General features: G+C 71.6%; 23 protein-coding genes. 13 read left to right on the top strand and 10 right to left on the bottom strand.

What is annotated here, in order from left to right; all coding sequences use genetic code 11:
• Window positions 1-143: 143 nt before the first annotated feature.
• Both AB0D46_RS22670 and AB0D46_RS22675 read right to left on the bottom strand, forming a co-directional pair.
• Window positions 144-680 (bottom strand): hypothetical protein, encoded by a 537-nt coding sequence (locus AB0D46_RS22670; protein WP_362879891.1) that lies wholly within the window; start codon window positions 678-680, stop codon window positions 144-146.
• A gap of 141 nt (window positions 681-821) precedes the next feature.
• Window positions 822-1,256, bottom strand: a complete 435-nt coding sequence (locus AB0D46_RS22675; RefSeq protein ID WP_362879892.1) for a PLD nuclease N-terminal domain-containing protein — start codon at window positions 1,254-1,256, stop codon at window positions 822-824.
• A gap of 90 nt (window positions 1,257-1,346) precedes the next feature.
• On the opposite strand from AB0D46_RS22675, the gene AB0D46_RS22680 reads away from it, so the two are divergent.
• Genes AB0D46_RS22680 through mqnP form a run of 3 tightly spaced genes read left to right on the top strand, consistent with a single transcriptional unit; the run spans window position 1,347 to window position 4,206 of the window.
• Window positions 1,347-2,804: a menaquinone biosynthesis decarboxylase gene (locus tag AB0D46_RS22680; RefSeq protein WP_362879893.1), complete on the top strand. Its 1,458-nt coding sequence runs from the start codon at window positions 1,347-1,349 to the stop codon at window positions 2,802-2,804.
• On the top strand, window positions 2,801-3,286 hold the full coding sequence (locus tag AB0D46_RS22685) for a hypothetical protein (RefSeq protein ID WP_362879894.1): 486 nt from the start codon (window positions 2,801-2,803) through the stop codon (window positions 3,284-3,286). The genes AB0D46_RS22680 and AB0D46_RS22685 overlap by 4 nt, the downstream gene beginning before the upstream one ends.
• Window positions 3,283-4,206: a menaquinone biosynthesis prenyltransferase MqnP gene (mqnP, locus tag AB0D46_RS22690; RefSeq protein ID WP_362879895.1), complete on the top strand. Its 924-nt coding sequence runs from the start codon at window positions 3,283-3,285 to the stop codon at window positions 4,204-4,206. The genes AB0D46_RS22685 and mqnP overlap by 4 nt, the downstream gene beginning before the upstream one ends.
• Here the strand turns inward: mqnP and AB0D46_RS22695 are convergent.
• Window positions 4,203-4,808: a rhomboid family intramembrane serine protease gene (locus AB0D46_RS22695; RefSeq protein ID WP_362879896.1), complete on the bottom strand. Its 606-nt coding sequence runs from the start codon at window positions 4,806-4,808 to the stop codon at window positions 4,203-4,205. The genes mqnP and AB0D46_RS22695 overlap by 4 nt on opposite strands.
• Before the next feature lie 97 nt (window positions 4,809-4,905).
• Between AB0D46_RS22695 and AB0D46_RS22700 the strand changes: the two genes are divergently transcribed.
• Window positions 4,906-5,595, top strand: coding sequence for a UbiX family flavin prenyltransferase (locus AB0D46_RS22700; RefSeq protein WP_362879897.1), 690 nt, complete (start codon window positions 4,906-4,908; stop codon window positions 5,593-5,595).
• On the opposite strand, the gene AB0D46_RS22705 is transcribed toward AB0D46_RS22700, so the two are convergent.
• Window positions 5,592-5,726 (bottom strand): hypothetical protein, encoded by a 135-nt coding sequence (locus AB0D46_RS22705; RefSeq protein ID WP_362879898.1) that lies wholly within the window; start codon window positions 5,724-5,726, stop codon window positions 5,592-5,594. The two genes, AB0D46_RS22700 and AB0D46_RS22705, sit on opposite strands and share 4 nt — an antisense overlap.
• Before the next feature lie 121 nt (window positions 5,727-5,847).
• Between AB0D46_RS22705 and AB0D46_RS22710 the strand changes: the two genes are divergently transcribed.
• The 4 genes from AB0D46_RS22710 to AB0D46_RS22725 all read left to right on the top strand — a co-directional run bounded on the left by AB0D46_RS22710 (window position 5,848) and on the right by AB0D46_RS22725 (window position 9,790).
• On the top strand, window positions 5,848-6,303 hold the full coding sequence (locus tag AB0D46_RS22710) for an Lrp/AsnC family transcriptional regulator (protein ID WP_281206151.1): 456 nt from the start codon (window positions 5,848-5,850) through the stop codon (window positions 6,301-6,303).
• A 53-nt stretch (window positions 6,304-6,356) separates the two neighbouring features.
• Window positions 6,357-7,520, top strand: coding sequence for an aminofutalosine synthase MqnE (gene mqnE, locus AB0D46_RS22715; RefSeq protein ID WP_362879899.1), 1,164 nt, complete (start codon window positions 6,357-6,359; stop codon window positions 7,518-7,520).
• A 191-nt stretch (window positions 7,521-7,711) separates the two neighbouring features.
• Complete coding sequence (locus AB0D46_RS22720; RefSeq protein WP_281206153.1) at window positions 7,712-8,020, top strand: DUF4229 domain-containing protein; 309 nt, start codon at window positions 7,712-7,714, stop codon at window positions 8,018-8,020.
• A gap of 417 nt (window positions 8,021-8,437) precedes the next feature.
• The gene (locus AB0D46_RS22725) at window positions 8,438-9,790 is read left to right on the top strand and encodes a dicarboxylate/amino acid:cation symporter (protein ID WP_362879900.1); all 1,353 of its coding nucleotides are present in this window, start codon (window positions 8,438-8,440) and stop codon (window positions 9,788-9,790) included.
• Window positions 9,791-9,910: 120 nt separating this feature from the next.
• On the opposite strand, the gene AB0D46_RS22730 is transcribed toward AB0D46_RS22725, so the two are convergent.
• Both AB0D46_RS22730 and AB0D46_RS22735 read right to left on the bottom strand, forming a co-directional pair.
• Complete coding sequence (locus AB0D46_RS22730; RefSeq protein ID WP_362879901.1) at window positions 9,911-10,156, bottom strand: DUF397 domain-containing protein; 246 nt, start codon at window positions 10,154-10,156, stop codon at window positions 9,911-9,913.
• Window positions 10,153-11,010: a helix-turn-helix transcriptional regulator gene (locus tag AB0D46_RS22735; RefSeq protein WP_362879902.1), complete on the bottom strand. Its 858-nt coding sequence runs from the start codon at window positions 11,008-11,010 to the stop codon at window positions 10,153-10,155. Before AB0D46_RS22735 ends, AB0D46_RS22730 begins: the two co-directional genes overlap by 4 nt.
• A 147-nt stretch (window positions 11,011-11,157) precedes the next feature.
• Between AB0D46_RS22735 and AB0D46_RS22740 the strand changes: the two genes are divergently transcribed.
• From AB0D46_RS22740 to AB0D46_RS22750, 3 genes are all read left to right on the top strand, one after another.
• Entirely contained in the window at window positions 11,158-11,625 is a 468-nt protein-coding gene (locus tag AB0D46_RS22740) for an ATP-binding protein (RefSeq protein ID WP_362879975.1), read from the top strand.
• Between the two features lie 276 nt (window positions 11,626-11,901).
• Window positions 11,902-12,807 (top strand): helix-turn-helix domain-containing protein, encoded by a 906-nt coding sequence (locus AB0D46_RS22745; protein ID WP_362879903.1) that lies wholly within the window; start codon window positions 11,902-11,904, stop codon window positions 12,805-12,807.
• Between the two features lie 115 nt (window positions 12,808-12,922).
• Window positions 12,923-13,396, top strand: coding sequence for a MarR family winged helix-turn-helix transcriptional regulator (locus AB0D46_RS22750; RefSeq protein WP_362879904.1), 474 nt, complete (start codon window positions 12,923-12,925; stop codon window positions 13,394-13,396).
• 63 nt (window positions 13,397-13,459) lie between these two features.
• Here the strand turns inward: AB0D46_RS22750 and AB0D46_RS22755 are convergent, their stop codons facing one another.
• Together AB0D46_RS22755 and AB0D46_RS22760 are read right to left on the bottom strand one after the other, a co-directional pair.
• Window positions 13,460-13,855, bottom strand: coding sequence for a contact-dependent growth inhibition system immunity protein (locus AB0D46_RS22755; protein WP_362879905.1), 396 nt, complete (start codon window positions 13,853-13,855; stop codon window positions 13,460-13,462).
• A gap of 66 nt (window positions 13,856-13,921) precedes the next feature.
• Window positions 13,922-14,743, bottom strand: coding sequence for a hypothetical protein (locus AB0D46_RS22760; protein ID WP_362879906.1), 822 nt, complete (start codon window positions 14,741-14,743; stop codon window positions 13,922-13,924).
• 503 nt (window positions 14,744-15,246) lie between these two features.
• Between AB0D46_RS22760 and AB0D46_RS22765 the strand changes: the two genes are divergently transcribed.
• Together AB0D46_RS22765 and AB0D46_RS22770 are read left to right on the top strand one after the other, a co-directional pair.
• Window positions 15,247-17,109, top strand: a complete 1,863-nt coding sequence (locus AB0D46_RS22765) for an AMP-dependent synthetase/ligase (protein ID WP_362879907.1) — start codon at window positions 15,247-15,249, stop codon at window positions 17,107-17,109.
• A gap of 93 nt (window positions 17,110-17,202) precedes the next feature.
• Window positions 17,203-17,784: a hypothetical protein gene (locus tag AB0D46_RS22770; RefSeq protein WP_362879909.1), complete on the top strand. Its 582-nt coding sequence runs from the start codon at window positions 17,203-17,205 to the stop codon at window positions 17,782-17,784.
• 116 nt (window positions 17,785-17,900) lie between these two features.
• On the opposite strand, the gene AB0D46_RS22775 is transcribed toward AB0D46_RS22770, so the two are convergent.
• Entirely contained in the window at window positions 17,901-19,067 is a 1,167-nt protein-coding gene (locus tag AB0D46_RS22775; protein ID WP_362879910.1) for a lipase family protein, read from the bottom strand.
• A 125-nt stretch (window positions 19,068-19,192) separates the two neighbouring features.
• Window positions 19,193-20,209, bottom strand: a complete 1,017-nt coding sequence (locus AB0D46_RS22780; protein WP_362879912.1) for an AraC family transcriptional regulator — start codon at window positions 20,207-20,209, stop codon at window positions 19,193-19,195.
• Window positions 20,210-20,236: the final 27 nt, after the last annotated feature.

The following is a 20,236-nucleotide window of genomic DNA, read 5'->3' on the forward strand; positions in this document are numbered from 1 at the left end:
ACCGGCGGCTCCGAGAGGCCCCGCCGCCCACCACCGACCACGTCGGGGCGGGCGGCGGGGCCTTCTCGTGCTCGGGGGTCCCCGCGTGCTCGGGGGCCCCTTCGTGTTCAGGGGGGCCCGCGTGCTCAGGCGTCCCCGCGTGCTCAGGCGTCCTTCTCCAGGACGTAGGCGCCGTGGCCCTGCGCGGGGCCGAGGAAGAAGTAGAGCTCCAGGGTCCGGCGTTCGTCGCGGCGCAGCTCGAAGGTCCAGGAGTAGCGGCCGGGCGTGCGGGTGACCGTGTTGCTGCGGGTCGCGGTGCCGGTGGCGGCGGGCAGGTCCAGGCGCAGGTGCTGGCCGAGGTTGCGGCCGGCGGACCGGTCGTCGGTGAGCGTCCAGGTGGCCGGCCCGGACAGCCGCCAGCCGGCGGCGTAGTCACGTTCCTGGCCGTCGAGGAGGGTGACGGAGGCGGCGCCGCCGGCGTGGAAGACCACCACCGTGCCGTCGACGCAACGCCAGGTGCCGACGATCTCGGAGAGCCGGGCGTCGTAGACGGCGGGGACGGGGCCGGGGGCGGAGCGCTGCGGGTTCCAGCCGGTCATGGCGAGCAGGGCGGCGACGAGCACGCCGTACGCGAGGAGATTGCGCAGGGCCGTGTCGACGATCCGCGGCCCGCCGTACCGCGGGGGCCGTGACAGTGGCATGGGGCCATTCTGTCAGCCGACTTGAACGCGTTCAATCATCTTTCGCGTCACACGCCGACCCGCTTCCCCTCCAACGCGCCGACCCCCCGCGCGAGTTCCCGGCGGGGTGGAGGCGGCGGCGGGGTGGGGTGTCGCGGTGCGTCAGTCCTTGTCCTTGTCGCGGTCGCGGTCCTTGTCGCGGTCCTTGTCGCGGTCCTCGTCCCGGTCGCCGTCGCGCTCGCTGTCCGTGCCGTCCGCACCGTCCGTGCCGTCCGCGGCCCCCTCGGCCTCCGCGGCCTGCCGGTCCTCGTCCTTCTTGTCCTGCGCGGCGCGCAACGACTTCAGGAAGTCCGGGTTGTCGTCGGGGGCGACCCACTGGTTGCGGCGGGACCGGCCGCCGCCCGCGCCACCGACCGCGGAGCGCTTCTTGCCCGCGAAGAGCCACACCAGCGGACCGACGATCGAGAACAGCAGGATGATGATCACCCAGACCGCCTTGGGGAGGGCCTTGACCTCTTCCTCCGGGGTGTTCAGGCAGTCGACGAAGGCGTAGATGGTCAGTGCGAGGAGCAGCAGGAAGGGCACAAGGCGCAGCACGGTGTGGGACCGACTCCCGGACAGTGGCGGCGGGCCCGCGTCGGGCCCCGGTGACGCTTCCAGGGTAGAGGGTGACGGATACTGGGCCCCATGGCTTACGACGATCTCCGCTCGCTGCTCCGGGCTCTGGAGCGGGAGGGCGACCTCAAGCGCATCAAGGCCGAAGTCGACCCGTACCTGGAGGTAGGGGAGATCGTCGACAGAGTGAACAAGGCGGGGGGTCCCGCGCTGCTCTTCGAGAACGTCAAGGGCTCCGCGATGCCGCTCGCGATGAACGTCTTCGGGACGGACCGGCGGCTGCTGAAGGCCCTCGGCCTGAAGTCGTACGCGGAGATCAGCGAGAAGATCGGCGGGCTGCTCAAGCCCGAACTCCCGCAGGGCTTCATCGGCGTCCGCGAGGCCTTCGGCAAGCTCGGCTCGATGGTGCACGTCCCGCCGAAGAAGGTGAAGGGCGAGTCCGCACCCGTCCAGGAGGTCGTCCTCACCGGCGACGACGTCGATCTCGACCGGCTCCCGGCGCTGTTCACCTGGCCCAAGGACGGCGGGGACTTCTTCAACCTCGGCCTGACGCACACCAAGCACCCCGAGACGGGCGTGCGCAACCTCGGCCTCTACCGCCTCCAGCGCCACGACAAGCGCACCATCGGCATGCACTGGCAGATCCACAAGGACAGCCGCAACCACTACGCCGTCGCCGCGGCGAAGGGCGAGCGGCTGCCCGTCGCGATCGCCTTCGGCTGTCCGCCGGCCGTCACCTACGCCTCCACGGCGCCGCTGCCGGGCGACATCGACGAGTACCTGTTCGCCGGCTTCGTCGCGGGCAAGCGGATCGAGATGGTCGACTGCAAGACGGTCCCGCTCCAGGTCCCGGCCAACGCCGAGGTCGTCATCGAGGGCTGGCTGGAGCCGGGGGAGATGCTCCCCGAGGGCCCCTTCGGCGACCACACCGGTTTCTACACCCCGCAGGAACCCTTCCCCGCGTTGAAGATCGACTGCGTGACGATGCGCAAGCGTCCGCTGATCCAGTCGATCGTGGTCGGCCGCCCGCCGACCGAGGACGGCCCGCTGGGCCGGGCCACCGAGCGGTTCTTCCTGCCGCTCCTGAAGATCATCGTGCCGGACATCGTGGACTACCACCTGCCGGAGTCGGGCGGCTTCCACAACTGCGCGATCGTCTCGATCGACAAGAAGTACCCGAAGCACGCGCAGAAGGTCATGCACGCCGTCTGGGGCGCCCACATGATGTCGCTGACCAAGCTGATCATCGTGGTGGACAAGGACTGCGACGTCCACGACCTGCACGAGGTGTCCTGGCGGGCGCTCGGCAACACGGACTACGCGCGTGACCTGACGGTGGTCGAGGGCCCGGTGGACCATCTGGACCACGCCTCGTACCAGCAGTTCTGGGGCGGCAAGGCGGGCATCGACGCCACGAAGAAACTCCCGGAGGAGGGTTACACGCGCGACGGCGGCTGGCCCGACATGGTGGAGTCCGACCCCGCGACGGCGGCCCTCGTGGACCGCCGCTGGAAGGAGTACGGACTGTGAGCCCCATCGCCGTGGGCGGACCCGCCCTCTTCATCGGTACCGACACGCCCTGTGTCGCGCTCGTGCGACCCGAGATCGATCCGGCGCAGCCGGGTGTGCGGGAGGCGGCCGAGCGGGCCGGGGTGAGCCCCGAGGAGTTCGCGGGGCCGTCCGACCTGTGGCAGTTGATCGCCGACCGGACGGACGGGGAGGGCCGCGAGATCGCCCTGACCGAGCTGTCCACCGCCGACGCCGACGCCTTCGCGGGCAGCCTGCTGGACGCGACCGCCGACCCGGACGCCGAGTTCACGATCGTGCTGACCGTGGCCGCCCACGACGTCCTGCGCCTCAGCGGCCGGCCCGCCGGCGAGGGCTTCGCCTTCCTGGCGTCCGTCGTCCCGCCGCCGTCGGAGGGCACGCCTCCGCTGGAGGTGGAGATCGGCCCGACCGCCCTCGCCGACCTGCGCGTCGAACTCGAACAGTTCCGGAGGTCCCTCCGATGACGTCGGCCGCCGAAGGGGTCCTCGGATCCGGGCCCGCGCCCCGCGCGAACGGCAAGGTGAAGGCGTTCCTACGGCTCGTGATGATCGAGCACTCGGTCTTCGCGCTGCCGTTCGCCTACATCGCCGCCTTCACCGCGATGTTCCGGCTCGACGGGACCGTGCACTGGGGCACGCTGCTGCTCGTGACCATCTGCATGGTCGGGCTGCGCACCTTCGCGATGGCCGCCAACCGGATCATCGACCGGGAGATCGACTCCCGGAACCCGCGCACCGCCGGCCGCGAGCTCGTGACCGGAGCGGTGTCGGTGCGCTCCGCCTGGACCGGGGCCGGGATCGCGCTAATCGTGTTCCTCGGCTCGGCGGCGCTGTTGAACCCGCTGTGCCTGATGCTGGCGCCGATCGCCGTGGTGCCGATGGTGGTCTACCCGTACGGGAAGCGGTTCACGGACTTCCCGCACGCCATCCTGGGCGTCGCCCAGGCCATGGGGCCCATCGGAGCCTGGCTGGCCGTCACCGGTGAGTGGTCCTGGGACGCGGTCGTGCTGGGGCTCGCCGTCGGCGTGTGGATCGGCGGGTTCGACCTGATCTTCGGCTGCCAGGACGTGGCGGCCGACCGGGCCGAGGGCGTCCGCTCGGTGCCGGCCCGTTTCGGCATCCCGGCGGCCCTGTGGGGCGCCCGCGGCGCGCACGTGGTGACCACCGGCCTGCTGGCCTGGTACGGCGTGCTGACGGGCGCGGGCGTGCTGTTCTGGGCCGGCCTGGTGATCGTCATCGGCGCGTTCCTGTACGAGCACACCATCGTCAGGCCGCACGACCTGTCCCGCCTGAACCGCGCGTTTTTCACGGTGAACGGGTTCATCGGGATGGCCCTGTTCGTGTGCGCGCTGCTGGACCTGATCGTGCGGGGGCTGACCTTCTAGAGCGTGAGGGTGGTGCGGGGGGCCGGCCGGCGGAAGAAGAGGGCCGTGACCACGCCGGCCGTGAGGCCGCAGAGGTGGCCCTGCCAGCTGATCCCGTCGTCGTCGGGCAGGAGGCCGTAGAAGATGCCGGCGCCCCAGTAGAGGCCGATCACCACGCCCACCACGATGCCCAGGACCTTGCGCTCGACGAAGCCCCGTACGACGAGGTAGCCGAAGAGGCCGAAGACGAGGCCGGAGGCGCCGGCGGTGATGCTGTCCGTCTCCGCGATCAGCCAGGTGCCGATGCCGTCGGCGACGATGATGATGGCGCTGACGGCGAGGAAGCGGCGGATGCCGCTGAGCGCTGCGACGAAACCGAAGACCAGCAGCGGCACGCTGTTGGAGGCGACGTGGTCGAAGCCGAAGTGCAGGAACGCGCCCAGCGGGGACCGCAGGAGGCTGTCGGGCTCCCGGGCCAGGATGCCGTACTCGTCGAGCGCGTGGCCGGTGGCGTGGTCGACCGCTTCTATCAGCCAGAGCAGGCCCACCCACCCCAGCATCAGCAGGACGGCCGCCTTGGCCCGCCGCGTTCGGCTCCACTCCTCCAGGTGTGCTTCCGCCACGGCGGCCCCGCCCCCTCGTGTGTCGTACGTCCCACCCCTTGAACGTCGGGTCACCTTACCCAGTGCCCTTCCGGTGTGGCCGGATAGTCTCGGAGGTATGACTGAGCGCAATCGCACCCCGTGGGTGGTCGGGGTTTCCGGGGCGTCCGGGACGCCGTACGCGGCGGCGGTGCTCCGCGGGCTGCTGGCCGCGGGGGAAAGTGTGGACCTGGTGGTGAGCAGGGCCTCCCGGCTCACCCTCCTGGACGAGACCGGCATCGCCTTCCGTGACGCGCACTGGCGCGAGGACCTGTCCCGGTGGCTGGAGCGCGGGGCGGACGGGAAGCCGGGTACGTTCGCGGCGCCGGTACTGGACGACGTCCGGCACTGGGCGGCCGGCGACCTGGCGGCCGGGCCGAGCTCGGGGTCGTACCCCGTGCAGGGGATGTTGATCGTGCCGGCGTCCACGGCCTGTGTGGCCGGAGTGGCGCTCGGGCTGTCGAAGGACCTGCTCCAGCGGGTGGCGAGCGTGACGCTCAAGGAACGGCGCCGGCTGGTGGTCGCGGTGCGGGAGACCCCGCTCAGCGGGCAGACCCTGAAGCAGCTGGTGGCGCTGGACGAGGCGGGCGCAGTGGTGCTGCCCGCCTCTCCGGCGTTCTACGCGGGGGCGACGCACATCCAGGATCTGGTGGACTTCGTCGCGGGGCGGGTGCTCGACGCGGCGGGTGTGCCGCACCGGCTGTACCGCCGGTGGGAGGGGGAGCTCGGTGGCTCCCGTCCTCCCGAGGGGGCAAGCGGCGGTGACTAGCGCTTCTTGGTGCTGCGCGGCTTGCGGGTCTTGTCCACGCGGTGAGCGGCGGACGGCTGGTCGGTGCGGGATCGGTTGGCCAGCTCCTGGAGCTGTCGCATGTGCGCGTAGGCCATCTCGATCGTGTACACGGTGAACCACTCCTGAAGATCGTCATCGATCTGTTGAAAGATTCGCAGGGTGTTGACCCTACGTGCCTTTGATTCTATACCTAGACTTGCAGCATCGCCGAATAATGGAAGGCTCCACGTAATGGACACGGTGGACAGGCAGCTCATCCAGGCACTTCGCGAGAACGGTCGTGCCTCGTATGCGGAGCTGGGCCGTCTCGTGGGCCTCTCCGGCCCCAGCGTCACCGACCGCATCAACCGGCTGGAGACGGCCGGCGTCATCACCGGCTACCGCGCGACGGTGGCCGCCGCCGAGCTCGGGCTCGGCGTCACCGCACTGATCGGCATCTCCCTCTCCGACGCCGCCGACCACGAGGACGTGGCCCGTCGGCTGCGCGACCTCGCGGAGATCGAGGACTGCTGGTTCATCGCGGGCGACGACTCCTTCATGCTGAAGGTCCGCGCCAGCGACGTCGACGGCCTGGAGAAGATCATCCGTAGGCTCTCGGGCACCAAGGGCGTCTCGCGCACCCGCACCACGATCGTGCTCTCCACGAAGTGGGAGAACCGGGTCGGGGAGCTGCCCGAGGAGAGCTGAGAGTACGGTGGGTGGCGGTTGCAGGCAGGTCGGGACAAAGAGGAGACACCGGCATGGACGCTGGGCTCAAGCGTGAGCTGGAGGAGAAGGTCCGCTCCGGCGAGCGGCTGACACGTGAGGACGGCATCGCCCTCTACGCGTCGGACGACCTGGCATGGCTCGGCGGCCTCGCGCACGAGGTGCGCATGCGCAAGAACGGTGACGTGGTCCACTTCAACGTCAACCGCCACCTCAACATGACGAACGTGTGCACCGCCTCCTGCGCGTACTGCTCCTTCCAGCGCAAGCCGGGGGAGAAGGACGCGTACACGATGCGCATCGAGGAAGCCGTCCGCCTGGCCAAGGCCATGGAGAACGAGAACCTCACCGAGCTGCACATCGTCAACGGCCTGCACCCCACCCTGCCGTGGCGGTACTACCCGCGTTCGCTGTCGGCCCTCAAGGAGGCGCTGCCGAACGTCTCGCTGAAGGCGTTCACGGCGACGGAGATCCACCACTTCGAGACGATCTCCGGCATGTCGGCCTCCGACATCCTGGACGAGCTGATCGAGGCCGGTCTGGAGTCGCTGACCGGCGGCGGCGCGGAGATCTTCGACTGGGAGGTCCGCCAGCACATCGTGGACCACCGCACGCACTGGGAAGACTGGTCGCGCATCCACCGCCTCGCGCACTCCAAGGGGCTCAAGACCCCGGCGACGATGCTCTACGGGCACATCGAGGAGCCGCGCCACCGCGTCGACCACGTACTGCGGCTGCGCGAGCTCCAGGACGAGACCGGCGGCTTCCAGGTCTTCATCCCGCTGCGCTACCAGCACGACTTCGTGGACATGAAGGACGGCAAGGTCCGCAACAAGCTCCAGGCGCGCACCTCGATGGCGACCGGCGCCGAGGCGCTGAAGACCTTCGCGGTCTCCCGGCTGCTCTTCGACAACGTCCCGCACGTCAAGGTGTTCTGGGTGATGCACGGCGTGCAGACCGCCCAGCTCGCCCTGCTGCACGGCGCGGACGACATGGACGGCTCGGTCGTCGAGTACAAGATCACGCACGACGCCGACAACTACGGCACCCCGAACAAGCTCGGCCGCGAGGACCTCCTCGACCTCATCCGCGAGGCGGGCTTCCGCCCCGTGGAGCGCAACACGCGCTACGAGATCATCCGCGAGTACCCCGGCCCGGACGCCGACCTGCGCGAGACCCCGCAGGCGATGCGCCTCTGAGCGAGCCCGGCGATGACGGAGCCCCGGTCCCCAGGGACCGGGGCCTTCCCGTTCCCCGCCCCGGCCGCGCCCCGGCCGGTGCGGTGCCGAGGCGGCACCGACCCCGGCGAGCTGTCGAGGGGTGCCGGCGTGCTTCACTGGACGGGCAAACGCCCTGTCCGTAGGACGACGAGAGAGAAGGTGGGGTCACCGTGTCCCTCAAGACGAGCGCGACGATCCGCTACACCGCGATGCGCCTGGGCATCTTCGTCGGATGCCTGGTCCTCGTCGCCCTGCTGGTCCGCCTGGGCTGGGTGCCCTCCGGCCTCGGCGACGCCAACCCCGCCTGGATCGTGCTGCTCGCCCTCGTGCTGTCCGCGCCGCTGTCGTTCGTCCTGCTGCGCAAGCAGCGCGACGCGATGTCCGTGCAGATCTCCGGGCGCGTCGCGGGTGCGAAGGACAAGCTCGCGGCGAACCGCAGCCAGGAGGACGTGGCCGACGACGCCGCCCGCGTCGGCTGACCGGAGCCGCGTTGGCTTCCTCACACACCGAACCGCCCCAGCTACGGGACCACCGCCCGTAACGCTGGGGCTTTCGTGTTTTCCGGGCCGTGCGGGGCGGGCGCCGAGGTCTTGTGGATCAAAGAATGACTTTGGGCTTCTCAAAGGAGAAGTGTTAGCGTGTTCAACATGTTGACCACAGTTGCGCACCCGATGACCGCGAGCGTCCCGCTCGTGGCGCGCCTGCACGTCGACCTCTGCCGCCGCGTGTCCGCGGCCTGTTGCTGTTGTCGCTGATTCCCTCCGCAGTCGAGCTTCCCTCCGCAGTTGAGCTGAATCGATACAGCAGTGGTCCCGGCCGGCCCGGCCCCTTCCGGCTGCTGCCGCACCGCACCCCTCGCAGAACCTTCCGCCGTACCTCGTGCGTCCCCCCGGAGAGTGTCCGTGTCCGCCACGCCCCAGGCCCAGGCTCCCGCCAAGGCCTCCTTCAAGTTCCCGTTCTGGGCCCAGATCGTCGCCGGTCTCGTGCTCGGTGTGCTGTTCGGCTGGCTCGCCCGCAGCCAGGACATCAGCTGGCTGAAGACCACCCTCGAACAGGTCGGTGACATCTTCGTCCAGCTGCTCAAGCTGGCCGTCGCCCCGCTCGTGTTCTTCGCGATCCTGGTGTCCATCACCAACCTGCGGAAGGTGAACAACGCCGCGCGGCTCGCCTCCCGCACCCTGCTCTGGTTCATGATCACGTCGCTGATCGCGGTCGGCATCGGCCTCGCGATCGGCCTGCTGACCGACCCGGGCGCGGGCACCGGCCTCACCCCGGCCGACGGCATGGAGCCCAAGCGGACCGGCTCGTGGATCGACTTCCTGACCGGCATCGTGCCGAAGGACATCATCACGCCGTTCACCGAGCTGAACGTGCTCCAGATCGTCTTCCTGGCCGCCGTCGCCGGCATCGCCGCCCTCCAGCTCGGAGCCAAGGCCCAGCCGGTCCTGAACCTCGCCGAGTCGGTCCTGGAACTCCTCCAGAAGGCCCTGTGGTGGGTCATCCGCCTCGCCCCGATCGGCACCATCGGCCTCATCGGCACCGCCATCGCGAGCTACGGCTGGGACCTCCTCGGCAAGTACGCCACCTTCACCGCCGACGTCTACATCGGCTCGGCGCTCGTCATGTTCGGCGTCTACCCGCTGCTGCTGTGGGCCGTCGCCAAGGTCAACCCGCTGCACTTCTACAAGGGCGCCTGGCCCGCGATCCAGCTCGCCTTCGTCTCCCGCTCCTCGGTCGGCACCATGCCGGTCACCCAGAAGGTCACCGAGCGCCTCGGCGTCCCGAAGGAGTACGCCTCCTTCGCCGTCCCGTTCGGTGCCACCACGAAGATGGACGGCTGCGCCGCGATCTACCCGGCGCTGGCCGCGATCTTCATCGCGAACATCTTCGACGTGCAGCTGGGCATCAAGGAGTACCTGCTCATCGCGTTCGTCTCGGTGGTCGGCTCCGCCGCCACGGCCGGTCTGACCGGCGCGACCGTGATGCTGACCCTGACCCTCTCCACGCTGGGTCTGCCGCTGGCCGGTGTCGGCCTGCTCATGGCGATCGACCCGATCCTCGACATGATGCGCACCGCCACCAACGTGGCCGGCCAGGCCGTCGTCCCGGTCATCGTCTCCGCCCGTGAGGGGATCCTGGACAAGGAGGCGTACGCCACCGCCTCCGCCTCCCCGCTGGACGAGAAGGCCGAGCAGGCCGAGACCCCGGCCGAGGAGAAGGCCGGCGCCCCGGTCCCCGTCACCGCCTGATCCGGACGCGCCCCGAGCGCGCCCGCCACCGCGACCCCCGCCCCCGTCCGGGCGGGGGTCGCGGTGTTTCGCGTACGGGGCGTCGTCCGCGCGGGGGTCACACGGGCTTCACGGGCGGCGTCAGGAGCGTGCGACGAACTCGGCCCAGGCGCCCGGGGCGAACGCGAGGTGGGGGAGCGCGGTGTCCTTGGAGTCGCGGACGTGGACGGTGGCGGGGGTGCGGGCCACCTCGACGCAGTCGTTCCCGTCGCTGCTGTCGCTGTAGCTGCTCTTGAACCAGGTGTAGGCCACCTCGACGCAGGAATCGCCTTCGCTGCCGTCGCTGTAGCTGCTCTTGAACCAGCGCAGCTCGGGGTAGTCGATCATGTCTCTCCCAGCAGGTTTTCGATGAAGCCCCGCGACTCCACAGGCGTGAGCGCTTGGGCTCGGATCATTCCATAGCGCAGTTCAAGGATCCGAAGATGCTTCGGGTCGGTTACGGGGCGCCCGCCGAAGGCGCCTTCCGAACGCCCGACAGCCGTTCCGTCTCCGAACTTCAGCACCTCGATGCCGCCATCCATACCGGCATGGACCTCGCAGTCGGTCGGCATCACTTGAAGGGCCAGGTGCCGCAACCGGCTCACCTCCAGCAGGCGTTCAAGCTGTTCGCGCCACACCATTGTGCCTCCGATGCGCCGCCTGAGGCTCGCCTCTTCCTGGACGATGCTGAGAGACGGTGAGGGGGCCCGGTCGAAGAGCGAACGCCGGGTCATCCGGGCGGAGACGTACCGTTCCACTTCGTCCTGCGAGTAGGCGGGCTGGCGCATCTCGAACAAGGCCCGCGCGTAGTCCTTCGTCTGCAGAACCCCGTGTATTCCGTGGATGCGGTAGGCCCCGATTTCGACTGCACGGGCCTCCATGTTCGCCAGGTCTCGGACCTTCTTCGGGTAGCGGACCCGTTCCATGTCCGCCTTCATCGCGGCGATCTTCCCGTTCGCCCGTAGGGCGTCGTCGGCCTTGTCCAGGTATTCCGGGCGCGGGATTCGCTTGCCCGCCTCGATCTTGCGGACCAGGTCCTCCCCGTACCCGACTTCCACGCCGAAATCGGCGGCCCGCTTGCCGGCCTCCTCACGCCACACCCTCAGCTGGCGGCCGAGCGCCGACAGGACGGCGACGCCCTGTTCGTCATCCGGGTCGACGTCCCAGCCCGCGTCTTCCGTACCATCCGTGTCCATCGTCATGCCCGCTCGCTCCCGACGCACCGAAAATCGACTCAGCAGTCCTGCCCCTACGGCGTCCGGGACAGCCCCTACAGCGCGGGACAAGCGCGGGACAAAGTCCGGACCGAAGGAGGTTCGCCCTGAAAACGGTAGGCAGGGCGCTCCACGCTGGGCGATGTGAATACTCAAATCTGGTTCACCGAATACCAGTTCGGCGTGCGGCTCGCCGCGACCCCGTACGGCGCGCACCGGGCGCGGCGGCTCGCCGTCGAGCAAGTGCGGTCCTGGGGACTGCCGCCGGACGGGCCCGCGCTGATCGTGGGTGAGTTGGCGGCCAACGCGGTCACGCACGGGCGGGTGCCGGGGCGGGACTTCCAGGTCGTGCTCACCCGTGCCGGCAGTGTGCTCCGGATCGAGGTGGTGGACACGCGCCGGGACCGTGTCCCGGGTCTTGGCGACGCGGACGTGGACGCGGAGTCCGGGCGGGGGCTGGCACTGGTGGCCGCGCTGGCCGACCGGTGGGGCGTGGATCAGGGGCCGCCGCCGCGCAAGGTGGTCTGGGCGGAACTGGACCTGCCCGGAGAGGGCTCGGACCGTGACGCGGCGGGTCGGGACGCGGTCGTGCTCGACCTTTGAATACCAAGTACCGAGGTGAAACCAACCCACCCCACCCCTCCGGCTCCCCGCTCACTCACACGAGTGAACTACGCCATCTGGGCTGGCTTTTGCTGCGGTTGAGCGGCATATGCTCGGCCTCACAACTCTCAGACATGAGACGGCCCCCGCCGGGACGGGCATCCCGAGCGAGGGCCTGACCAATCAGGAAGAAGCACCTTCCCCATGGCTTCAAGGCACCCTAGCGCGCCCCAGCGCGCCTCGTCCCGTGTTCCTGCCGGGACCATTCGATCCGGTGTGGTCCCCGTCAACGTGCGGCACACCAGTCACTACACCGTGGTGGGCAACCACCTCGCCCAGCACCGTTCCCTGTCGCTGGTGGCGATCGGGCTCGCGCTGCACATCCAGTCCCTGCCGGCCGGCGCCAAGATCGGCATCAAGGCCCTCGCGAACCGTTTCCCCGAGGGCGAGGTACGCATCGCCAGGGCCCTGCGGGAGCTGGAGGAATACGGCTACCTGGAGCGCATCCGGGAACGCACCACCGGCGGACGCATCCTGACCCGGACGGTCTCCTACAACCACCCCGGGGCGGCCCGTCCGGAGCTGTCGATCCCGTCGCCGCTGCCGGTGCCTGTGCCTGTGTCGGCGCCCGTTCCGGCGCCCGTTCCGGTGCCGGTGCGGGTGTCGGTTCCTCTGTCGCCGCCGCTCGCCCCCGAGCCCGCCCCGGCTCCGAAGCCCGCCCCGGCCCCCGAGCCCGCCCCCGCCCCGGAGCGGGCCCCGGCCCCCGAGTCCGCCCCGGCCCCCGAGCGGGCTCCCGGTCCCGTGCGCGCCGGCTGCCTGCGGCAGGACGCCGTGGACCTGCTCGCGCGGCTGCGGGTCGACGATCCCCGGTTGCTGCTCTCCGAGCGTGCCGTCCGGCAACTCGCGCCCGACGTCGCCTCCTGGCTGGACCGGGGCGCCGCACCCGAGGCCGTCCGGCAGGTGCTCGCCGCCGACCTGCCCGCCGACCTCCGGCACCCGGCCGCGCTGCTCGGCCACCGCCTCAAGGAGTCGCTGCCCCCGTACCTCCCGCCGCCGTCCCCGGTCTTCGCGTCCGCGCGCCCCGACCCGCTGCAGAACTGCGACGGCTGCGACCGCGCCTTCCGCGCCCCGGCCCCGGGCCGCTGCGCCGACTGCCCGCCCGAGGGCGTCGCCGCCGCTTGAGCCGCCCCGCAGGGCCCCTCAACCCCTTGTCCTCAAGTGGGCTTGAGCTTCTAGGGTCTCGACATGGCCGTACCGCGTGCGGGCTCCGTGTCGAAGTACCAGGAGGGGACTTTCCATGACGACCCAGCAGGGACCGGACGCCGAACTCGCAGGACAGCCGGCCGCGTACTGGACCGGCGTCGCCCATGAGGCGCTCACCGCCCACACCCGGGCCCGCCAAGTCGAACTGGGTTACACCCACCCCCAGTTCTGGCTGCTGCGCCATCTGTCGGCCCACGACATCTCGCCCGACGGCGAGGGGATGACCCTGGACGCGCTGCGCGAGGCCATGACCGGGTACATCCGTCCCGAGGACGACCTGGCCGCGGAGGCCGAGGTGCTCCTGGAGCGCGGCTGGTTGACCCGGGACGCCGAGCGGCGGCTGTGGCTGACCGAGGCGGGGGAACGGGCCCGTGTCGAGCTAGGACGCAACGGGCCCGCGATCCGCGCCGCCCTGCACGAGGGCATCGACGACGCGGACTACGTCACCACCCTGAAGGTGCTCCAGCGGCTGATCCACAACGCCGGCGGTCTCCCGCAGGTCCGCTGAGCCCGCCCCCCGAGGGGCGGGGGCGGGTCCCGGACGTACGGCTCCGGGCCGAGCCGGCCGCGCTCAAGGGCGGTTGCCGGCGTGGGTGGTCAGGAACTCCGTGCGTTCCGGAGTGGCCGGGAGGGGGGCCACGGCCGCGGCGAGGCGGGCCGCGAGGTCCGGGAAGAGGAGCCAGGCCGTGGCCGGGCGGGTGACGGCGGCGTGCAGGAGGTCGCCCTCGTAGAAGCAGGCGTCCAGCAGCGGGTCGTCGACCAGCAGGTCGACCGCCAGCGGCAGGACGTGGGGGAGCGCCACGTCCTGGCTGATCAGGGTGCGCAGGTCCGCGGGCGCGAGGCTGCCCAAGGGACGCCGGCGCAGGGCGTGGACCTTGGTGGCGAGGCTCGTCGCGTTCGGCGACGCGGGTGGCCACGGGGGGCCGTCGATCTCGTCGAGGGTGCGGTCCAAATGGTGGAGCATCATGTCGCCCTTGCGTCTGCCGGGTTGCGGAAGAGTGGAGAAGCCTCCCTGTCTACCAGTCGGGAGCGCCTATCGGCGGGAGTACGAGCCGATGCCGACGAGGCAGTACACGTACTCGTTCAGGACGCTGCCGCCCAACGTGTAGCGGTAGGAGAAGGCGTATTCGGTCTTCGAGTTGGTGTTGCAGCGGTCCATGTCCGAGGTGAACGGGATGCTCTCGATGACCCGGTAGTGCGCGTCGGACGCCGTGCAGGGCACCTCGTTCACGTCAGTGACGCGCTGTGCCGTCGTCGAGTCGGGGAGCTGCCCGTTGAGGCAGGTGCCCCGGTCGAAGGGGGTGGGCGCCTCGCTGGTGGGGGTGACGGGGTAGGCCGCCGAGGGGGTCGGGTCCGGTGCCGGGGCGGCGCTCTGCGAGGGGGTCGACTCGGTCGCCATGTAGGTGGGGGCGGGGGTGGCGGGTGGCGAGTACTGGCCCGGGACGGGCGTGTCCGAGGGGCTCGCGGAAGCGGAGGCCTTGTCGTTGGAGTTGGCGGTGTTGCGGGAGTCGTCGTCGTTGTTGACGAGGAGGACGACGACGGCGAAGGCCGCGATCAGGCCGAGAGCCCCCAGGATGCCGGCTCGGACGTTCTTGGCGGGCGCGCCGGGTGCGCCGGGCGACCCCGGGCCGGCGGGTGCCGCCGCGGCCATCGGGGTCGTCGCGCCGAACGTGCCGCCGGTCACGAGGATCCGCAGCAGTACGTCCTTGCCGGCCACCTGCGCCCGGATGAGGTCGCCGTTGCGGGTGGGCGGGATGCGCAGGTTGACCGGGCCATCCGCGAGGTTGACGCTGATGACCGTCCCCGCCGCGGCCTGCTCGGCGGTGAGCGTGAGCTGGATTTCCTGTGACGACACCGGAGTCCCCTTCCGATCGCGGGCCCGAAGCCGTCGGACGGACCGCCCCGATTCTGCCCGCTGCGTGTCGGCGAGCGCATGCGTTCGGCCGTACTCAGTAAGGCGGTTGGGAGCCACGGGCGTCAAAGGGATTGCGGCGGCGATTCGTTCGGCGGCCCTCGGACCGGGGCGAGGCGCACCGGGCGGTGTGCCGACGGCTCGGGCCACCGGATCGAGGAACTCGGCGAGACCGTGAGGACGCGCCGGCGGGGAGTGCCTCGTCGGCTGATCCGCGGCACGGAATTTCACGGCGGGCGGGGACGGCGTCCGGCGCGCCGCCGCTCCGCCGAACTCCCGTGCGGTCGGGGACGGTCGGCCCGGGGACAGCCCTCCGGCGGCGGTCCCGAGGGCCGCCGAACGGGCCTCCGGGAGGAGGAAGACCCGGTCCGGGGGGTGGTCGGACCGGGTTACCCGTGCGTAGATTACCGGCGGTAACTCCGATCGCCGACCGAGGAGAGCACGCCGTGCATGCCGAGCCGAAGCTGGTGGAGCCCGTCAAGACGACCGTCGCCGGGGTGGTGCGGGAGGTCTCCGTGCCCCCACTCGCGGGGATGCCCCAACGGGGCTCCCTCGGGGACCTACCGTTCGACAACGCCCGCGAGGCCCCCGGCGAGGCCGTCCTCGCCCGCAAGGCCCCCGACGGCACCTGGCACGACGTCACCGCCGACCGGTTCGCGGCCGAGGTCCTCGCCGTCGCCAAGGGGCTCATCGCCGAGGGACTCAGGGCGGGCGACCGGCTGGCCATCATGGCCCGCACCACCTACGAGTGGACCCTGCTGGACTTCGCCGGCTGGGCCGCGGGCCTGGTCACCGTACCGATCTACCCCACCTCCTCCGCCTCGCAGGCGCGGTGGATCCTCCACGACTCCGGCGCCGTCGCCTGCGCCGTCGAGGACACCGCCCAGGCCCGGATCATCAGCGCCGAGCGCGGCAACCTGCCCGGACTGGCGCACCTGTGGGAGTTCGACACGGGCGCGGTGGCCCGCCTCGTCAAGGCCGGGGAGCACCTGCCCGACGCTCTCGTCCACGCGCGCCGGGAGGCCCGTACGCCGGACACCGTCGCCACGCTCGTCTACACCTCCGGCACCACCGGCCGGCCCAAGGGCTGCGTCCTGACCCACGCCAACTTCTTCGCCGAGGTCGACAACGCGGTGGGGCTGCTGCACCCGGTCTTCAAGTCGGTCACCGACGAACCGGCCTCCACCCTGCTGTTCCTGCCGCTCAGCCACGTCTTCGGGCGGATGGTCGCCGTCGGCTGCATGCGGGCCCGGGTCAGACTCGGCCACGCGCCGAGCATCCGCACCGAGGACCTGCTCGCGGACCTGGCGGGCTTCCGGCCGACGTTCCTGCTGGCCATCCCGTACGTCCTGGAGAAGGTCTACAACACCGCCCGCGCCACCGCCGAGCGGATGGGCCGCGCCGCCTCCTTCGACCGGGCCGCCCGGATCGCGCAGAGCTTCGGCGAAACCGTCGAGGGCAAACGCCCCGGCATGGGACTGCGCGCCGCCCACGCCCTGTACGACCCGCTCGTCTACCGGCGCGTCCGGGCCGCCCTCGGCGGACGCGTCCGCTACGTCCTCAGTGGCGGCTCCCCGCTCGGCCGGCGGCTCGCCGCCTTCTACACCGGCGCCGGCGTCGAGGTCTTCGAGGGCTACGGACTGACCGAGACCACGGCCGCCTCCACCGTCACCCCGCCGCTGCGCCCCCGCCTCGGCACCGTCGGCTGGCCGCTGCCCGGCACCTCCGTACGGATCGCCGACGACGGGGAGGTGCTGTTGCGCGGTGCCCACGTCTTCGCCGGCTACTGGAACGTCGCCGCCCAACCGGCGGGCGAGTGGCTCGCCACGGGGGACATCGGCGAACTCGACGCGGACGGCTACCTGACCATCACCGGCCGCAAGAAGGACATGATCATCACCTCCGGCGGGAAGAACGTCGCCCCCGCGCCCCTGGAGGACTGGTTGCGCGCCCATCCGCTCGTCGGCCAGTGCATGGTGATCGGTGACAACCGGCCTTACGTCACCGCCGTCATCACGTTGGAGCCCGACGGGTTGGCGCACTGGCGGCAGATGAACAAGAAGCAGGGCGTGCCGATCCGTGAGCTGGTCACCGACGAGGTCCTCCTCGCCGACCTCCAGCGCGCGGTGGACGAGGCGAACGGGACGGTCTCGCGCGCCGAGTCGATCCGCCGCTTCGCCGTCCTGCCGGGGGACTTCACCGAGGAACGCGGGCACCTGACGCCCTCGCTCAAACTCCGGCGCGGCGCTGTCGCCCGGGACTGGGCCGCCGAGATCGACGCCCTGTACCGGGGCCCGCGGGAGCGGTGAGGGCGGGGGGCGTCCACGACGGCGGTCATATGATCACGGCGACCCGGTGCGCGGAGATCGACCGCGCGCCCGAGCTTGGGGGGAGCCGTGACCGTGAGCCTGTCCGCAATCGTGCGCGAGGCCGTGCGCAGAGCCGTGCCCGGGGCCTTGCCCACAGCCGTACCCGGAGCCGTGCCCGGGGCCTTGCCCACAGCCGTGCCCGGAGCCGTGTCCGTGCTGGTGGCGGTCGTCTGCGCGGGTGGCGCGCTGGCCGGGTGCACCGGTGCCGAGCCGACGCCGAAGTCCACCGCGGACGCCGCGCCGACCCCGCCCCCGATCGTCACCCGTACCCCGGCCCCGGCCACGACCCCGCCGCCGGCGGGCACCGAGGAGTTCGGGCCGGTCGTCGCCCGCGAGGGTGACGCCAGCGCCTACGCCCCCGTACGGGGCGCCGACGGCGTGCTGCGGGTACCCGTCTCCCTCACCAACGGGGGCACCGTACGGGCCTTCTACGAGGTCACCCTGCGGGTGACCGGCCCCGACGGCTACGAGGCCACGGGCAGTCTCAGCACGGACACCGTCGGCGTGTACCCCGGCGCGTCCTGGCCCACCGAGGTCGAGGTGTCGATGCCGGGCCGGGCGGCGCCGGCCGACCCGAAGGTGGAGATCGCCCGGGTCGAGGTGGACCGGCATTAGCCCCTCTCCTCGGATCTTGCCGGTTGAGCCCGTGTCGTCCGGTGCCGTGCATCGCCCTCCGGACGGCCCCGCGCCCCGGCGGGAAGGCCCGCCGGGGCGCGAGGGGTGGCGACGGTCTAGCAATTGCCGCGTGCCGGGCGGCCCGCGAAGCGGTCCGCGAGCCAGTTGCCGGCCGCCAGGGAGTGCGTGATCACACCGCTGACGTGCTCGCCGAGCCAGATCGTGTCGAACTCGACGTTCGCGCCCCGCGCGCACCAGTCCGCACGCAGCCGGCTGCCGACCCCGTACGGGATCAACTCGTCGGCGAGCGCGTGGTACTGGTGCACCGGCGCGGCCGGGGCGGTGCCGCCGAGCCGGCTCTGCCCGAGCCGGGCCCGCCAGTCGGGCCGCTCCAGCGGGTTGCGGGTGGTCAGGTCGGAGATCCGCTTGAAGGATCCGGCGATCGCGTCGATGGCGACGCAGTGCTCCTTCATCCCGGCCACCAGCGCCTTGCCCGCCGGGTTGAGGTAGGAGTCCAGCCGCAGCTCGGGGAAGGCCGCGTCCTGCCCGGCCGCCGCCATGAAGATCAATCCGGAGCCGTAGGAGCCGTCGTTGAAGTCGGCCACCTTGAGCAGGTCCGCCGGGACGCCGCCCGTCGCCGTGCCCTTCACCTTCAGCTCCGGTGCGTACGCACCCTGCAACTCGGCGGCCCACCCGGCGGCCTGACCGCCCTGCGAGTACCCCATGATGCCGACCGGGGTGTCCGGGCCGAGCCCGGCCGCGGGGAGGCGGACCGCGGCGCGGGCGGCGTCGAGGACGGCGTGGCCCGCCGACGGGCCGACGGTGTAGGTGTGCACGCCCGGAGTGCCGAGGCCCTCGTAGTCGGTGACGACCACGGCCCAGCCGCGCAGCGTCAGCTGCTGGATGAGGTTGGCCTCCATGGAGGTGCCGTACGGCAGGTTGTTGCTCGGCGCGCAGGAGTCGCCCATGCCGACCGTGCCGACGGCGTAGGTGACCAGCGGGCGCGGGCCGCTGCGGCCGTCCTGCGGGACGATGACGGTGCCCGAGACGACGTTGGGGGCGCCGTCGGCGGTGGTCGAGCGGTAGTGCACCTTCCACGCCTTGGTGTTCGTGGGCTGCCCGGGCAGCGGATGGAAGGCGGAGGGCGCGCTGGAGACGAGGTCACCGGGGGCGCCGGCGGTGGGGGCGGCGGCGGTGTCGGCGCCGGCGGCGGAGGCGGAGGGGATCCAGGCGGACATGGCCATGGCGGCCACGACGGCGAGGGCGGTCCTGCGAAAGCGCATGGGGCGGCTCTCCCAACGGTCCGTACGGGGTGGGTGAGGAGAAGGTAGTGACCGACCGGTCAGGATGTCGCTGACCGCGCAGCTCACCTTTCCTGACCCGGAGGCCCACCACCGTCCGGCGCGCCCTACCCGCCGGACGCGATCCGGTACGCCCCCGGCGTCGTGCCCGTCCAGCGACGGAACGCGCGGTGGAACGCGGTGTCCTCGGAGAACCCCAGCCGGGCGGCGAGTTCCGCGATCGGCTCGCCGCTCTCGGCCAGCCCCGCGATCGCCGCGTCCCGCCGCACGTGGTCCTTGAGCTGCTGGAACGACGTCCCCTCCTGCCGGAGCCGGCGGCGCAGCGTCGCGGGGGACACCGCGAGCCGGGCCGCCACCTCCCCGAGCTCCGGCAGCCGCGGGGAGGTCCGCAGCCGCCGCGTCAGGGTCCGGCGCACCTGCTCCGCGACCGTGGTCCCGTACGCGGGGCGCGAGAGCAGGTCGAACGGGGCCCGGCGCAGCATCGCGTCCAGCGCGGCCTCGTCCCGCACCAGGGGCGCGGTCAACCAGTGCGCCCCGAACACCGCCTCGGTGCGCCCCGCGCCGAAGCGCACCGGGCAGTCGAAGAGCAGCGCGTACTCGTCCGCGTGCGGCGGCGCCGGATAGCTGAAGGACGCCGAGGCCAGCGGGATGCGCCGGCCGATCAGCCAGCTCGCGAGGCGGTGCCAGATGGCGAGCACGCACTCGGTGAGGAACCGTTCCTCGTCCCGCTCGAAGTCGTTGCCGACGGTGAACCGCGCCTCGCCGCCCTCCGCGTCGACGTGCAGCGCCAACTCGGGCCCGCCCGGGAACAGTCCGTAGAAGGCCGCCCCGCGTTCCACGGCCGCCCCCAGGTCCCGGCAACCCAGTGAGGCGTGGCACATCATCGCGAAGGTGCCGGGTCGACTCGGGACCGCCGACAGGCCGAGGAACTCGTCCTGAGTGGCCCGGTACAGCGCCCGGAACAGCCGGGCGAACTGCGCGGACGTGATCAGCGCCCGGTCGTCGCCCAACAGCAGCGGCGGGATCTGCGCCTCCTGGAGCAACGGCAGCAGGTCGAAGCCGGCGCCGCGCGCCCCCGCGAGCACGGCGCGCACGTGGTGCACGGTGACCGTCCGCCTCCCCATGACCTCGACGGTAGCCGCAATGAGCGC

Origin of the sequence: Streptomyces sp. NPDC048383 (genome assembly GCF_040651775.1) — a bacterium.
Classification (GTDB): Bacteria; Actinomycetota; Actinomycetes; order Streptomycetales; family Streptomycetaceae; genus Streptomyces.

What these genes read in the sequence shown, in the direction of transcription:
- AB0D46_RS22670 (WP_362879891.1), bottom strand. Translation starts at nt 680, where the DNA reads ATGCCACTGTCACGGCCCCCGCGGTACGGCGGGCCGCGGATCGTCGAC.
- AB0D46_RS22680 (WP_362879893.1), top strand. Translation starts at nt 1,347, where the DNA reads ATGGCTTACGACGATCTCCGCTCGCTGCTCCGGGCTCTGGAGCGGGAG.
- mqnP (WP_362879895.1), top strand. Translation starts at nt 3,283, where the DNA reads ATGACGTCGGCCGCCGAAGGGGTCCTCGGATCCGGGCCCGCGCCCCGC.
- AB0D46_RS22700 (WP_362879897.1), top strand. Translation starts at nt 4,906, where the DNA reads ATGACTGAGCGCAATCGCACCCCGTGGGTGGTCGGGGTTTCCGGGGCG.
- AB0D46_RS22710 (WP_281206151.1), top strand. Translation starts at nt 5,848, where the DNA reads ATGGACACGGTGGACAGGCAGCTCATCCAGGCACTTCGCGAGAACGGT.
- mqnE (WP_362879899.1), top strand. Translation starts at nt 6,357, where the DNA reads ATGGACGCTGGGCTCAAGCGTGAGCTGGAGGAGAAGGTCCGCTCCGGC.
- AB0D46_RS22730 (WP_362879901.1), bottom strand. Translation starts at nt 10,156, where the DNA reads ATGATCGACTACCCCGAGCTGCGCTGGTTCAAGAGCAGCTACAGCGAC.
- AB0D46_RS22735 (WP_362879902.1), bottom strand. Translation starts at nt 11,010, where the DNA reads ATGACGATGGACACGGATGGTACGGAAGACGCGGGCTGGGACGTCGAC.
- AB0D46_RS22750 (WP_362879904.1), top strand. Translation starts at nt 12,923, where the DNA reads ATGACGACCCAGCAGGGACCGGACGCCGAACTCGCAGGACAGCCGGCC.
- AB0D46_RS22755 (WP_362879905.1), bottom strand. Translation starts at nt 13,855, where the DNA reads ATGATGCTCCACCATTTGGACCGCACCCTCGACGAGATCGACGGCCCC.
- AB0D46_RS22775 (WP_362879910.1), bottom strand. Translation starts at nt 19,067, where the DNA reads ATGCGCTTTCGCAGGACCGCCCTCGCCGTCGTGGCCGCCATGGCCATG.
- AB0D46_RS22780 (WP_362879912.1), bottom strand. Translation starts at nt 20,209, where the DNA reads ATGGGGAGGCGGACGGTCACCGTGCACCACGTGCGCGCCGTGCTCGCG.